The 14,850-nt window shown below is 65.8% G+C and carries 12 protein-coding genes; 6 read left to right on the top strand and 6 right to left on the bottom strand.

All coding sequences use genetic code 11. The features are described from left to right. The first annotated feature begins 35 nt into the window (after window positions 1-35). Both BRAS3843_RS16065 and pdeM read left to right on the top strand, forming a co-directional pair. Window positions 36-2,642, top strand: coding sequence for a ligase-associated DNA damage response DEXH box helicase (locus tag BRAS3843_RS16065; protein ID WP_035981861.1), 2,607 nt, complete (start codon window positions 36-38; stop codon window positions 2,640-2,642). A gap of 63 nt (window positions 2,643-2,705) precedes the next feature. Then, window positions 2,706-3,395, top strand: a complete 690-nt coding sequence (gene pdeM / locus BRAS3843_RS16060; protein WP_008970003.1) for a ligase-associated DNA damage response endonuclease PdeM — start codon at window positions 2,706-2,708, stop codon at window positions 3,393-3,395. Between the two features lie 183 nt (window positions 3,396-3,578). Here pdeM and BRAS3843_RS16055 read toward each other — a convergent pair whose 3' ends face one another. Continuing rightward, window positions 3,579-4,445, bottom strand: a complete 867-nt coding sequence (locus BRAS3843_RS16055; RefSeq protein ID WP_008970002.1) for a LysR family transcriptional regulator — start codon at window positions 4,443-4,445, stop codon at window positions 3,579-3,581. 159 nt (window positions 4,446-4,604) lie between these two features. Between BRAS3843_RS16055 and BRAS3843_RS16050 the strand changes: the two genes are divergently transcribed. Both BRAS3843_RS16050 and BRAS3843_RS16045 read left to right on the top strand, forming a co-directional pair. Then, window positions 4,605-5,513: a DMT family transporter gene (locus tag BRAS3843_RS16050; protein ID WP_035981859.1), complete on the top strand. Its 909-nt coding sequence runs from the start codon at window positions 4,605-4,607 to the stop codon at window positions 5,511-5,513. Next, window positions 5,510-6,271 (top strand): MBL fold metallo-hydrolase, encoded by a 762-nt coding sequence (locus tag BRAS3843_RS16045; protein WP_008970000.1) that lies wholly within the window; start codon window positions 5,510-5,512, stop codon window positions 6,269-6,271. Before BRAS3843_RS16050 ends, BRAS3843_RS16045 begins: the two co-directional genes overlap by 4 nt. A gap of 54 nt (window positions 6,272-6,325) precedes the next feature. Here BRAS3843_RS16045 and BRAS3843_RS16040 read toward each other — a convergent pair whose 3' ends face one another. From BRAS3843_RS16040 to BRAS3843_RS16020, 5 genes are all read right to left on the bottom strand, one after another. Next, window positions 6,326-7,102, bottom strand: a complete 777-nt coding sequence (locus BRAS3843_RS16040) for a TIGR02186 family protein (protein ID WP_008969999.1) — start codon at window positions 7,100-7,102, stop codon at window positions 6,326-6,328. After that, entirely contained in the window at window positions 7,099-8,025 is a 927-nt protein-coding gene (locus BRAS3843_RS16035; protein ID WP_008969998.1) for a sulfite exporter TauE/SafE family protein, read from the bottom strand. Before BRAS3843_RS16035 ends, BRAS3843_RS16040 begins: the two co-directional genes overlap by 4 nt. A gap of 214 nt (window positions 8,026-8,239) precedes the next feature. After that, a complete protein-coding gene (locus BRAS3843_RS16030) occupies window positions 8,240-9,061 on the bottom strand; it encodes a hypothetical protein (RefSeq protein WP_008969997.1) in 822 nt (273 codons plus the stop codon). Window positions 9,062-9,183: 122 nt separating this feature from the next. Continuing rightward, window positions 9,184-12,654: a tetratricopeptide repeat protein gene (locus tag BRAS3843_RS16025; RefSeq protein WP_008969996.1), complete on the bottom strand. Its 3,471-nt coding sequence runs from the start codon at window positions 12,652-12,654 to the stop codon at window positions 9,184-9,186. A gap of 190 nt (window positions 12,655-12,844) precedes the next feature. Then, window positions 12,845-13,432 carry a PadR family transcriptional regulator gene (locus tag BRAS3843_RS16020; RefSeq protein ID WP_008969995.1) on the bottom strand — a complete coding sequence of 196 codons (588 nt, stop codon included), beginning with the start codon at window positions 13,430-13,432 and terminating at the stop codon, window positions 12,845-12,847. 139 nt (window positions 13,433-13,571) lie between these two features. Between BRAS3843_RS16020 and BRAS3843_RS16015 the strand changes: the two genes are divergently transcribed. Both BRAS3843_RS16015 and BRAS3843_RS16010 read left to right on the top strand, forming a co-directional pair. Continuing rightward, the gene (locus BRAS3843_RS16015) at window positions 13,572-13,958 is read left to right on the top strand and encodes a nuclear transport factor 2 family protein (RefSeq protein WP_008969994.1); all 387 of its coding nucleotides are present in this window, start codon (window positions 13,572-13,574) and stop codon (window positions 13,956-13,958) included. 131 nt (window positions 13,959-14,089) lie between these two features. Continuing rightward, the coding region (locus BRAS3843_RS16010; RefSeq protein ID WP_035981858.1) for an acyl-CoA dehydrogenase family protein at window positions 14,090-14,850 on the top strand (761 nt) is incomplete at its 3' end.

Here is a 14,850-nt window from a genome sequence, read left to right as displayed (position 1 = left end):
ACGAAAAGGGTNGTCGGAGGACCTACTTGTCACCTGTGCCGCCCCGCGTCAAACCAGCCCTGACCGATGACGCCGCAGCGCTGTTGCCGGACCATTTCCTGAAATGGTTCGCGTCGCGCGGCTGGGCGCCGCGCGCGCATCAGCTGGCGCTGTTGGAAAAGGCGCGCGAAAACCGTTCGGCGCTGCTGATCGCGCCGACCGGCGCCGGCAAGACCTTGGCGGGCTTTCTGCCGAGCCTGGTCGAGTTGGGTGGGCAGGGTCCGGCTGCCGATCCCCGATCAAGTCGGGGGCAGGCTCTCCCGCACAAAGGGGAAGATGTCAGGAGCACCGGCCGCAGCGTGGTTCGCAGCAGCGGCCTGCACACGCTCTACATCTCGCCCTTGAAGGCGCTCGCGGTCGACATCGCGCGCAACCTGCAGACTCCGATTGACGAGATGGGCCTGCCGATCAAGGTCGAGACCCGCACCGGCGATACGCCGGCCTCGCGCAAGCAGCGGCAGCGGCGCTACCCGCCGGATATTCTGCTGACGACACCCGAGCAGCTCGCGCTGCTGCTATCATCGGCGGACGCGCCCTATCTGTTTTCCTCGCTGAAGCGCGTCGTGCTCGATGAGCTGCACGCGCTGGTCACCTCGAAACGTGGCGATCTGCTCTCTCTCGATCTCGCCCGTTTGTGGCAGCTTGCGCCGCAGCTGTGCATGATCGGCCTGTCGGCGACGGTCGCCGAGCCCGAGCAGTTGGCGCAATTCCTGGTGCCGCAGCCCGAGGGCAGGCGCGCAGCCGCTGATGTCGTCGTGGCCGGCGGCGCAGCGCAGCCGATCGTCGAGATGCTCGACACGCGCGAGCGGCTGCCCTGGGCCGGCCACACCGCGCGCCATGCCCTGGCCGAGATGTACGAGCTCATCAAGCAGAACAAGACCACGCTGATCTTCGTCAACACACGCAGCCAGGCCGAGATGCTGTTCCAGGATTTCTGGCGCATGAACGACGACAATCTCGCCATCGCGCTGCATCACGGCTCGCTCGACGTCGCGCAGCGCCGCAAGGTCGAGGACGCGATGGCCGCAGGCAGACTGCGCGGCGTGGTCTGCACCTCTTCGCTCGATCTCGGTGTCGACTGGGGCGATGTCGATCTCGTCATCAATGTCGGCGCGCCGAAGGGCTGCTCGCGGCTGATGCAGCGAATCGGCCGCGCCAATCATCGGCTCGACGAAGCGTCCCGCGCGGTGCTGGTGCCGGCCAATCGCTTCGAGGTGCTGGAATGCAGCGTCGCAATCGATGCCATCGCCGATAATGCGCAGGATACGCCGCCGCTGCGCACGGGTGCGCTCGACGTGCTGGCCCAGCATGTGCTTGGCTGCGCTTGCGCAGAGCCGTTTCTCGCCGACGAGCTTTATTTGCAGGTGATCACGGCCGCGCCCTATGCAGCGCTGTCGCGTGAGGACTTCAACGACGTGCTCGATTTCGTGGCGACCGGGGGCTATGCGCTGAAAACCTATGAGCGCTTCGCGCGGATCAAGCGGGACAGTCAGGGCCGCTGGCGCGTCGCCAATCCAGCCGTGCGGCAGAGCTATCGACTCAATGTCGGGACTATCGTCGAAGAGGCGATGCTGAAGGTGCGGCTGGTGCGCTCGCGCGGCGGCGGCGCCGGCTCGACCGGCGCGATCGCACGCGGCGGCCGGCTGTTAGGGGAGATCGAGGAAGCCTTCATCGAAGGTCTCACGCTCGGTGATACCTTCGTGTTCAGCGGCGAGATCGTGCGCTACGAGGCGCTGGTCGAGGACCAGGTCTATGTCAGCCGCGCCAACGATAGTGATCCCAAAGTGCCGTCCTATATGGGCGGCAAGTTCCCGCTCTCGACTTATCTCGCTGATCGCGTGCGCGGGCTGCTCGACGACAGCGCGGCGTGGAAGGCGTTGCCGGAGCAGGTGCGCGACTGGCTGTCGCTGCAGAAGGATGTCTCGCGCGTGCCGGCGCGCCGCGAACTGCTGGTCGAGACCTTTCCGCGCGGCAACAAGCATTACTTCGTCTGCTATCCCTTCGAAGGGCGCCTTGCTCATCAGACGTTGGGCATGCTGCTGACGCGGCGGCTGGAGCGCGCACGGGCCCGACCGCTCGGCTTCGTCGCCAATGAATATGCACTGGCGGTCTGGGGGCTCGGCGACATGTCGCAGATGGTCCGCGATGGCCGGCTCGATCTGGCGGCCTTGTTCGATCCGGACATGCTGGGCGACGACCTTGAAGCCTGGCTTGCCGAATCCGCGCTGATGAAGCGCACCTTCCGCTCCTGCGCGATCATCTCCGGGCTGATCGCTCGCCGTTCCACGAACGAGGAAAAGACCCGGCGCCAGGTGCTGTTCTCGACCGACCTGGTCTATGACGTGCTGCGAAAGCACCAGCCGGATCACGTACTGCTCCGCGCCGCGCGCGCCGACGCCGCGACCGGCCTGCTCGATCTGCGCCGTCTTGGTGATATGCTCATGCGAATCCAAGGACGAATCACCCATCGGGAACTTGATCACGTCTCCCCGCTCGCGGTGCCGGTGATGCTGGAAATTGGCCGCGAGTCGGTCTATGGCGAGGCCGCCGACGAACTGCTCGCGGAAGCCGCCGACGAGCTGGTCAAGGAGGCGATGGGGTAGCGCGTTGCCGTTCGGCTGGTCCGCGGCAATGCGTTCCGCGGCGACAGACTGAAGGACACGGATTTGCGGGGCGCAACACTCACCACGTCATCAGGCGACCTTCACCTTGGTGATCAGTCTTTCGTGACCGATCTCTCCGGCGCGTTGTGGTGGGACGAGGAGCGGTTGCTCATCGTCTCCGACCTGCATCTGGAAAAAGGTTCGAGCTTCGCCGCTCGCGGCACCTTGCTGCCGCCGTTCGATACCGCCGCGACGCTCGGCCGGCTCGCCGCGGTGGTCGCGCGTTACAATCCCCGCCGCGTCATCGCGCTCGGCGACAGTTTTCATGATCGCGATGCGCATACGCGGTTGTCGGGCGACGATCGGGCCTGCATCGCCAGCCTGCAGGTCGGCCGCGACTGGCTGTGGATTGCCGGAAATCACGATCCTGCGCCTGATAATGTCGGAGGCAGCGTCGCGAGTGAGATCGCAATTGGTGCGGTCGTATTCCGCCACGAGCCAACCGGCGCACGCGGCGAGATCGCCGGGCATTTGCATCCGAAGGCCCGTGTGGCAACGCGGGCGCGCACCGTGGAGCGGCGCTGCTTCGTCTCGGACGGCGAGCGCGCCATCATGCCGGCCTTTGGCGCCTATGCCGGTGGCTTGAGCGTGCGCGACGCGGCGTTCGCAAGGATCTTCCCGAAGCGATCCTTCATCGCCCATGTGCTGGGTGATACCAGGTTGCACAGCATCGCCGCGGCGAGATGTTATTAGACGTTGAGGCGATCGTATGCGCCGCGAGCTCCGCTGCGCCCGCTCCCCCGCTTGCGGGGAGAGTTGGAGTGGGGGCGCCACTGGCACCGCTCGCGGAGCGGCCCCTTCCCTGACTCTCCCCCGTAAGCGGAAGAGGGAAGGGACTACCCGTGTGGCTCAATGCTCGCGATCGTCGGCAATGGTCTACGCCGCCTTGGCTTGCGCCTTCTCGCAGAATTCGGCCAACCGATCCGCCAGCCGCAAGGTCGCGGGACTCGCATCGGGGGAGGCGATGAGCGCGAGCTCAGTGCGCTCGATCGGCGCGAAGCCTTCCTTCGTCGTCAGCACGCGATGGTCCGATTGCACCGACATGTCACTGAGAATGCTCAAGCCGAGGCCGGCAGCGACCGCGGCCTGAATGCCGGCCAGACTGGACGATGTGTAGGCCATGTGCCATGCGCGGCCGACGCTTTCGAGCGCATGGATCGCGCGCCGGCGATAGAGGCAGCCGGGTGGGAAACCGATCAACGGTAGCGACGGGCTGTCGAGGTCGACCGGGTGGCTCCTGCTGGTCACCCAATAGACCTCTTCCGGCCAGGCCGCGATCGCCGCTCTTTCGTCATCGGCGCTGCGCTTGAGCAGGGCGAGATCGAGATCGCCGCGCTCGAGGTCTCGCTTCAGATAGAGACTCTGGTCGGCGCGCACGTCGAGCCGCAGCGTGGGATGCGCGCGCGAAAACGAGGCCAGTAGCTTGGCCAGGCGATAGGCGGCAAAATCCTCGGGGATGCCGAGCTTCACCGCGCCTTCAGGACCGGGCCGTCCGACCACGTCGCGGGCTTCCTCGGCCAGTGACAGCAGACGCCGCGCATAGGACAACAGCCGCTCGCCGGCTTCGGTCGGGGTGACATCCTTGCCGTTGCGGTTGAGCAGGACCTGGCCGAGATCCTCCTCCAGCCGCTTGATCTGCTGGCTCACAGTCGATTGGGTGCGGTGGACGCGTTCGCCGGCGCGGGTGAAGCCGCCGGCTTCCACCACCGAGACGAAGCTGCGCAGGAGGTCCAGATCGAGCATGGCAGCCCTATTCGAAAATCCACTGACAGTCAGTTTATCATTTAATTTCCAAATGGGAAGGGGCGCCCCTAGATGCAGGGGTGAAGGAGAACACCCATGTCTCTTGCCCCATCGTCCCTCACGCCATCCCTTGCTCCATCCCTTGCCCCTTCGGTCTCCATGTCGCGCTCTGGATTGAATTATCTGCCGTTCGAAATCGGCCTGTTCTGCCTGCTCTGGAGCTTTGCCTTCGTCGCCGGCAAGATCGGCGTCACCTATTGCCCCCCGCTATTGTTGCTGGCCGCGCGTTTCTCGCTGGCAGGCATCTTGATTCTGGCGATCTCGGCGGTCCGCCGTGACGATTGGGCCATGTCCTGGCGGGATGCCGTGGTGTTCGCCGTGATCGGGATCGCCAACAACGCGCTCTATCTCGGCCTGGGCTACACCGGTCTGAAGACCGTCTCGGCCGGTCTCGGCGGCCTGATCGTTTCAGCGAATCCGGTGTTCACCGCCGTCTTCGCCGCGCTGCTGCTGGGCGAGGCGCTGACCGTGCGCAAGGTCGCAGGCCTAGCGCTCGGCATCGTCGGCGTCGCCATGATCGTCTGGCACCGGATGTCGGTCGGCACCGATCATCTCGAGGGCATCCTCTACACCCTGGCGGCACTTGCCTCGATCGTATCCGGCACCATCCTGTTCAAGCAGCTGGCGCCGAAAGGCAGCCTGTGGATCGGCAACGGCATCCAGAATCTCTCCGCCGGAATTGTTCTGTGGCCCTTTGCCTACGCGTTTTCGAGCGCCGATGCGATCACGCTGAACGCGCAACTCATCGGAGCCTTCGCGTTCCTGGTGCTCGGCGGATCGATCCTCGCTTATGTGCTCTGGTTCCATCTCCTGAAAGTGTGTGGCGCGACCGCCGCCAGCGCCTATCACTTCCTGATGCCGCCGCTCGCGATGATCTTCGCCTTTTTCGTGCTCGGCGAGCACGTCGCATTGCAGGATCTGTTCGGCGTGGTTCCTGTCGCGCTCGGCATCTACCTGGTGACGCGCACCCCGGTGGCGTCTGTACAGGTCGCGGGAGCCAAGTCATGAGTCTTGCCATCACGCTGATTGGCGGTCCGACCGCCTTGATCGAAATCGACGGTTTCCGCCTGCTCACCGATCCGACCTTCGACCAGCCGGGCAGCTATCAGTTGCCGCACGTGACGCTGGAGAAGCTTGTCGGGCCGGCGCTCGGCGCTGACACGATCGGCGAGGTCGATGCGGTGCTGTTGAGTCATGATCAGCATTCGGACAATCTCGATCATGGTGGTCGCGATTTCCTCAAGCATGCTCCCCGCGTGCTGACCACGGACGCGGGTGCCAAGCGGCTCGGCGCGCACGCGGAAGGCCTGATGCCCTGGGCGACCACGCAGCTGACCAAGGCAGGCCAGACGCTCACGATCACGGCGACTCCGGCGCGGCATGGCCCGGCCGGGATCGAGCCGCTGTCGGGTGATGTCATCGGCTTCGTGCTGCAGCGGGGTGACGGCGCACCGATCTATGTCAGCGGCGATACCGTGTTCTATGACGGGGTCGCCGAGGTCGCGCGTCGTTTCAAGGCCTCCGTGGTGCTGCCTTTCGCCGGCGCGGCACAGACCCGCGGGCCGTTTCACCTCACGATGGATACCAACGATACGGTGGAGACCGCGCGTGTCTTTGCCGACGCGCTGATCGTGCCTATTCACACCGATGGCTGGGCGCATTTCCGCCAGAACGCGCAGGACCTGCGCAAGACCTTCGACGCGCTCGGCTTCGGCGCGCGGTTGAAGCTGTTGGAGCCGGGGGCAAGGACCGTGATCGAGGTGTAGTTCGGTCGTCATGCGTGCCCCTGGCGCGCACTTCCTCTCATTGCGCGCGGCAGCTCAATCCCGCTTGAACACGATCGAGGCCATCCATCCCGTCATCAGCGCCATCAGCGTGGTGACGAGGCCATAGACCAATCCGTACTGCCGCGCGGCGCCCGCCACGAACTGCTCGAAGCCGATCTTGACGATCTCGAACGCGGTCTCGGTCTTGGTGACGAGGGCGCCGTCGGCGAACAGCTTGATCTCGACCTCATAGGTGCCGATCGGCACCGCCGCGGGCAACGGGATGCCGGTGCGGAACAGGGTCGGCGTCAGAAAGGTGACGGCGGAGGTGTCCTCGCGATAGAGGCCGTGCTGCGACTGCAGGCGCACGAAGGCGCTGCGAAACGCGTCGTTGGGCACCACGTCGGCATAGTCGGGACCGACGCGCTGGGTCAGCAGCACATTGTTGAGCCCGAGCTGCTGTCTGCGCTGCACCTCGGGCGAGGCGATCGCCTCGAACGGACGGTTGGCGAACAGCGCGAGATAGCCCGGAACTTTGAGAAATTGCCGCGAGTCGGTGTTGATCCAGATGCCGAATCTGCGCTCCTTGCGCCGCGTCACCATGTCGGCCCGTGGGCCCATTACCGTCACCACGAGATCGTAGCTCGTCCGCGTCGTCGGCGCCTGCGCATCCCTTTCAACCGACCCGAACAGCACCAGCTCCTCGCCGGCATAGTTCGGCGTCACCGTGACGCGGTGGTTCGACACCGAAACGATCAGCCGCTCCGCATGGGCCGGGGGCGCGGCGGCGAGCGCCAGCGCCACGCCTGCAGCGAGCCGGCGGACATTCATTCGCTGATCCCCGTTGCGCGGATCGTGAACAGGTCCTCCGGGCGGATCACGAGCTCGACCGCAAAGCGAACTCCGACCGCGAGAATCAGAAGTCCGAGCAGCAGGCGCAATTGCTCGCCGCGGATCATCTGCCCGGCGCGGGCGCCGAACTGCGCTCCGGTGACGCCGCCGACCATCAGGATCAGCGCCAGCACGGCGTCGACCAGATGGTTGCTGATGGCGTGCAGCATGGTTGCGATCATCATGGTGGCAAGCGTGAGCACCATCGAGGTGCCGATCACGGTCGAGGTCGGCACGCGCAACAGATAGATCAGAAGCGGCACCAGGATGAAGCCGCCGCCGATGCCCATCACCGCGCCGAGGAAGCCGATAAAGATGCCGATAGTGACCACGGGGACCACGGAGACGTAGATCTTGGAGCGCTTGAAGCGCATCTTCAGCGGCAGGCCGTGGATCCAGACATGGCTGCCCGGCCGACGCACCGTGACAACCTCGCCGCGGCGGGCGCGCAGCATCGCCCGCAGGCCCTCCCAGAACATCACGCCGCCGACAGATGTCAGCAGCGCCACATAAGACAGCGCGATCATCAGGTCGAGCTGGCCGAGCGCGCGCAGCAGCGTGAAGGTGTAGACTCCGAGCGCCGTGCCGATCGCGCCGCCGATCAGCAGCACCGAGGCCAGCGACGGATCGATCGCGCGCCGACGCCAATAGGAGAGGGCGCCGGAGAACGACGATGCAGCGATATGACTGGACACCGAGGCGACGGCGACACCGGGCGTGATGCCGATGAAGATCAACAGCGGCGTCATCAGAAAGCCGCCGCCGATGCCGAACATGCCGGAGACGAAGCCGACCGCCGCGCCCATCGCGAGCAGCAGGAAGATGTTGACCGGAAGATCGGCGATCGGGAGATAGATCTGCACGCGCGTCGGCTCTTGCTCTTGACCTGAGGCTCTCGCGCGTGCGCGGCCGGGCCCGCTCACGGCGTGGTGGCTTGATCCCCCTTGATAGCCGAAATGCCGGCGCGGAGGGACCACAGAATCCGCCCTCGCGGCTCTTTTGCCGCAGGATGTGGCATCTCTTTGCCGGTGATTCTGTGCCGGGTGATCGGGGATCAGCCTTGGCGCGGGCTGGCCGTCACGGCTTGGCGAGCGGCGTCGTGATGAGATTCATCGCCAGCGCCTCCTTCGGCGCGAGCCAGCGGATGTCCCGGGTCTCCGACATCGCTTCGACGACCTGCGAGGACACGCCCATCTTGGTCATGTAGCCCAGGATTGCGCCGGTCACGCGCTGGGTGTCGGCCACCGGATCGCGCCCCGGCACGCTGGTGGTGAAGCGGTGCACGCCCAGCGCCGAACCGTCGACGCCGTAGCGCGGCGTGCCGCCGGCGAAGGCAAGGACGCAGGAACTGGCGCAATAGGCCGGTCCGATCCGGCCCGTGCCGTCGACTGCACCCACCGCGGTCGCCAGCGCATGCGCATGGATGATCTCGCCCATGATCACGCCCTGGTCGAGATTGCCGCCAGGCGAGGACAGCAGGATCACGTCGCCGGGTTTGAGGTTGGCCTCGTCGAGGCGGTCGCGCAGCCAGTTTGCGGCGGCGGGACCGATCCGGCCGGAAATTGCGAGCGCGGTGCGCAACCGCCCGGAATGATCGATGTCGACGTTGGGGATCAGCGCCGACGACAGGCTCGGCGAGACATACATGTCCTTCCAAAAGGACCAGGCCTCGGGTCTCGACAGGTCGCGGTAGGCGCGCACGCCGACGCTGGCCACCATGACGGCGAAGAAGATGATCGAGGCGAGACCTCGCCATCGGAACGCGGCGGAATAGCTGTTGCTGACCCGTCGCCGAGGCGGCGGCAGCGGACCCGGCGCGGCCCGCGGCGGCGCCACCCAGGGGCCGGTCGGAGAGCTGCGAAAGCGCGGTCCATCCTGCTCTTGTGGGTCGGCCGACACGTCAGCGCACTCCGTGAGATCGCCGCGCGGTGTGGGCGCGGAGCGTCTTCTCTACACGGATTTATGGCGCAGGACTATGACCGATGCCGAACGGGTGGCGTGGTTCGTGAGATGAAAGACCGTCAGCGCGCCGCAGTGGCCGTCGCCGTGGCCGCGCGCTTTGGGAGGGGAGCTTTCGTGCCGGGCTTCGTCGTCTGCACCGGTGCATCCCAGCCACCGGCAGGCGCCGGAACGTTGACGGCATCGTCCGGCTGCGGCTCGGCGGTGAAGGTCTGGATCGCGAGCTTCGCGGCCGCCAGCGATTGCGGATCGAGACGCTTGGCGACATCATCGCGCTTGCGCGCCGCATCGGCATCGCCCTGCGCGGCCGCCAGGCAGAACCATTTGTAGGATTCGGCCAGGTTCTGCTCGACGCCGATGCCGCGGGCATAGAGGATGCCGAGATTGAACTGGCTGTCGGCGACGCCGCGCTCGGCGGCTTTCCGGAACCATTGCGAGGCGCTCTTGTAGTTCGCGCCCTTGCCGCCGCCATCGGCGTCCAGCACCGCGAGATTGTGCATGGCCTTGGCGTTGCCGCGCTCGGCCGCCATCACGTAATAGCGGCGCGCGATGTCGGCGTCCTTCTTCACCCCCAGGCCCTTCTCATAGAAGGTGCCGAGGCGGAAGATCGCCGGGATCAAGCCGGCCTGCGCTGCGCGGTCATACCATTTCGCGGCCTCATCGAGGTTCGGCGCCGTGCCCTTGCCTTCGGCAAAGCGCAGGGCGACCTCATAGGCCGCGGTCGGATCGCCTTTCAGCGCAGCATTGCGCAGCACCGGGCCGCCGATCGCGTCCGGCAGTCGCTCCGTCGGCGGCACCTGGATCATCCCGAGCCTCTGGCCGTTGGCTGCGGTCGGGATAGTGCCGGTGACGTCGGCTGCCGCGGCCGGAGCGGCCGCCGACTTGTCCTCGTCCGGCGGGATCGCCAGCATTGCAATCGTCTCGGCTTCGGTCGGCATCGAACGGTTGTAGGATTGTCGATCGATCGGTGTCGGCGACGTCAGCGACGGCGTCATCTGGTCCGGTGCGGCGGGCTTGGGCGGCGCGGCCGGCATCTGTGCTGACGGTGCCTCGTTCTGGCTCTGGCTTTCGATCGAGGGAGGGGGCGGTGGCGTGTTGCCGCTGTCGAGCAGCGACATCGCAAACTTGAAGGTTCCGAGCACGATCACGACCACGCTGGCGCCGACCAGCAGCGAGCGGATCTTGGCGCCGAGCGTGGAGACATCTTCGTCGGCATCCGTACCGACAACGACCGACGGCTCCCTGATCGTTGCCGCGACCTTGCTCGTCTCCTTGGGCTTGTCCTTTTTCTTGGTCTTCTCGGCCGCGGCGGCCTTCTTGCTGTCGGCAGGCTGGGCGGCAGCCGCGGCCTGCGCTGCCCGCCGCGCAGCGGCGATGAAGCTCGAGGTCGAGACCGGTTCGCGCTTGCCGGCCGGAAGATCGCTCAGCGCACTCTCCGAGGCGGCGATGCGTTCGGCTGGCGACGACCGCCCCGGCGGCCGCGTGCCCGGCTCCAGCGGATGATCCGGGGGCAGTTCCGGCACGGTGGCGGCAGGGCGCGCGGCCTGCAACGTATGCGGCTCGAGAATGTCGGCGATCGCTTTGGGTGGAATCGGCGGTGTCGGGCCCGAGGCGGGTGCTCCGGCCGCGTGGAAATCGCGCGGTGCGGCGGCGAATACGGCCTGGCTCGAAGCCTGATACGCGGCTTGATTCAGGCCGGGCGGGCTCGCCTGGGCCGCCGGGTTCGGCAGTTCGGGCCGGTAGGCTTCGGGTTTGCCGGCTTCTGGCCTGAGTGCATCGGCCTCGAGCTGCGGCGGCGCCATTTGCGGCTCGACCGGCGGTGCGAGCGGTGGCGGCGCTGGTTGCGCCGCGGCCGGACGCACATTGCGCAAGTCGCCTTCGATCATCGCGAGACGATCGACGACGTGGCCGAGCGTGTTGTGAACCGTTTCCAGCGAATCCTGGGTGTGGCGATCGGTTTCGGTCTGGCTGAAGCGCAGGTCGGAAAGCTCACGCTTGACCAGATCCATCAGGCCAGTGTCCGGCGCGGGTTCGCTGCGCTGCGACCGCGCTTCGGCGAGGGCAGCGAACGTCGCCTGCTGCCGCTCAAGATAGCGCAGAATGTCCTGCAGCCCGTTCTCGACGCGCGACATGTTGCCGCCGCGCGGATCGTTGGCGGCTTCCAGGCGCTCCAGAAGGTAGGAGATGCGCTGTTCGAGATGCGTAAAGGCCGACGCGCTGTCGTTGCCGACCTGTAGCCGGTCGATGCGATCGGACAATCCACGCAGCGCGTCTTCGATCTGCGCGGTGTTCTCGGCCGGCGCGGTCGCCCGCTCGCGGTTCTCGAGCGTCGAGGCCAGGGCCGCAATGCGTTGTTCGAGCGCGGCAAAGGAATCTCTGTTGTCGCGGACCTCGGTCAATTGGTCGACCTTGGACGACAACAGCCGCAGATCCTCCGACAGCCGCTCCAGTGCGTCATTGGAGGCGATGTTGGCGACGATCGCGCGCAGGGCGGCGATCGCGCTTTCCAGCTGCTGCACCGTGGCGGGATCGTCATTGGTGCGCAGGATCAGATCGAGCTTGGCGCCGAGATTGTGAATCGCCTCGGCATAGCCGGTGAGATGCTCGGCCGGCGTGAGCGAGCGGACGACGTCGCCGATATCGGTGAGCGTCCGCTCGATTCCCGCCAGCGCCTGGCTGTCGACGCCGCTCTGCCGGTTCTCGTCGATGCGGCGCGACAGCGAGCGGATTTCGTTCTCGATGGTCTCGATCGCCCGCCGCGGCATCGCCTCGGTGATGGCATGGCGAATTTCCGCGAGCTCGTTGCGGAAGGCCGCGATCGATTGCTCGATGCCATCATCGGGGCGCTGCAGCGCCTCGATCTGGCTCGTGATCTTCATGAGCTGACGCTCAAGCGATGAATAGTCCGGCGCGGGTGCAGTCGGCGGCGTCATCACCGGGGCAGCTGCGGGGGCCATCACGGGCGCGATCGGCGGCGCCTGATGCTGTGGCAGCGGCTGCGGAGCCGGATTGTCCAGCTCGTTCTGGCGGGCGGTGATCTCGGCCACCGCGATGTCGAATGAAGCAGGGCTCAGCGGCGGCGCGTGGCGATACACCTGCGCAGCCGCGCGCTCGACGCCGTCCGGCCCTTGGTAATGCTCTTCGGTGGCGGGCTTTCGCAGCGGCGTCGAGATCTGCGACAGCCGTGCATCGAGCCGAGAGATCGCATCGTTGAGCTGGCGCGCGACGCCTTGCTCGTCGCGCAGATTGTCCTTGCGTGCGTTGGGGCGCGACATCTGCTCGATCTGGCGTGCGATCGAATCGAGCCGCTGATGAATGTCGGCGACCTCGCGGGTCTCACGCTCGCGCGTCTCGCGTGGAGCTATCGTGGTGCGCGAATCCTGCGGCCGACGGACATCCGGCGGGGCCGATGCGCCAAGCGTCGAGTTGATCCAGTCGTTGAGCGACATGCCGGCGCGTTGCGCCGCGGCCTCGGCCCTTTCACGGACGGACGGCTCGATGCCTTCACTACTCCACGATACGCGCGAATTCATGCTTTCGTCCGGTTCCGCTTCCGGCGCTCCACCAAGCGCCTCCAGCCTCCCCACGCGTCCCGGCGTCAAGATGATCGGAATCCACGAAGGTCGTCTGCTCCAGTTCCAGACATTTGACTTTTACGGTAAATAACGCGTTAAGCCGGCGGCCCGGCCTCGCTAAAAGTTCGCAGCCGCACGCGGAAATGGCTCAACTCGCGTTGTCACTCGCGTCGGAAGCGAGCGACACCACGGTGCTCGCGCTCGATAGGCTCGACAGCGCCGTGATCGCTTCTTCGCACCATGCGGCGACCATCCGCTCGTGACGCAGCCCGAGCCGAAGGTTGAGAAGCTTGCCGAGGTCGCTTGGTGCGGCCGTGCCGTCCGGGAAGCGCTTCTTCAAGATGCGGTCGTAGCGGTCGGCGCGATCGCGATGGTGCTCCAGTCGCGCCATCAGATCGGCGCGCAACGGCTCGATGTCGGTGGCGCCGAGCGCGTAGAGCCGGACCAGGAGATCGTCCTTGGTCGAGGCCGGCGTGCTCGGCCGTGCGGCCCAGTGCCGGAAGGCGGCGCGGCCCTCGGGCGTGAGCGTATAGACCAGCTTGTTCGGTTTGCCGGTCTGCACCACCTCGCGGCCCTGGATGTAGCCGCGATCGCGCAGGCGCGACAGCTCGCGATAGATCTGCTGGTGGTCGGTCTTCCAGAAGAAGCCGATCGAGGAGTCGAACGTCTTGGCGAGCTCGTAGCCCGTCATCGGATGTTCGGTCAGGCAGGCGAGGATGGCGTCACCAAGGGCCATGGCGCGGGAAGCTGCTCCCTTTTTTCTGATTGCGTTCTGATCGCCTGCACGCTTGACATTATGCACATCTGCGCATATGCGTCAATGTGCATATGGAGGCGTTCTGGTTCGCAACGATGGAACCTGGAGGAGACGTCTGATGACAACGACCGGCCTTGCAAAATGGTACGGCTACATGAAGTCGCACGACACAGCAGCGCTGTGGGAGCTGTTGCATCCGGACGCGGTGTTCGAGAGCCCGGTCGTCCACACGCCGCAGCGCGGCCGCGACATCACATTCAAGTACCTCTCGAGTGCCGAGAAAGTGTTGGGCGGGCCCGGCTTCAAATATGTCGGCGAATGGCGCAACGATCGAAGCGCCGTGCTCGAATTCGAAAATGAGATCGAAGGTATCACGATCAACGGCGTCGACATAATTACCTTCGACACCGATGATCGCATCACCCATTTCAAGGTGATGGTTCGCCCATTGAAGGCGATCAATTTGCTGCATCGCCTGATGGGCGAGCAGCTGCAGAAGATGTGATTGCACCATAGGACCACAATCGAAGCGCTGCGTTTCGGGCCTGAAGCCGCTACAGTCCGCGGCCAGCCGTTCGTGATCGTCGCGTCGAACTTCCAAATCCCCGCTTCAGCCCGCCTGCCGGAGAGACAAAGATGCCGATCTACAAAGCCCCCGTCGAAGATGTGAGTTTCCTGCTCAACGACGTTTTCCAGATTGACCGCTACGACAATCTGCCCGGCTTCTCCGACGCCTCGGCCGACGTCCGGGATGCGATCATCGGTGAGGCAGCCAAGCTCGCCGAGGAGGTGCTGCAGCCGCTGAATCGCACCGGCGACCTCGAAGGCTGCAAGCGCCATGACGATGCCAGCGTCACCACGCCGAAGGGCTTCAAGGAAGCCTTCAAACAGGTCGCCGAAGGCGGCTGGCTCGGCCTGTCGGTGCCGTCGGAATATGGCGGCCAGGGCCTGCCGGTGACCTTGAGCCAGGCGGTGAATGAATTCCAATGCTCCGCCAACATGGCGTTCGCGATGTATGGCGGCCTCACCATGGGCGCGACCGCAGCCCTGCTCGTGCACGGCAATGAGGAGCAGAAGAAGACCTACGTGCCGAAGATGGTGGCGGGCGAATGGACCGGCACCATGAACCTGACCGAGCCGCATTGCGGCACCGATCTCGGCCTGCTGCGCACCAAGGCGGTGCGCCAGGCCGACGGCAGCTTCAAGATCACCGGCACCAAGATCTTCATCTCGGCCGGCGAGCATGATCTGACTGACAATATCATCCATCTCGTGCTTGCCCGCATCGAGGGCGCGCCCGCCGGCATCAAGGGCGTTTCGCTGTTCGTGGTGCCGAAATTCCTCGTCAATGCCGATGGATCGCTCGGCGCGCGCAACGGCGTCAGCTGCGGCTCGAT

The organism is Bradyrhizobium sp. STM 3843, from assembly GCF_000239815.1.
Classification (GTDB): Bacteria; Pseudomonadota; Alphaproteobacteria; order Rhizobiales; family Xanthobacteraceae; genus Bradyrhizobium.
This window is presented reverse-complemented; position numbering and strand designations above follow the sequence as displayed.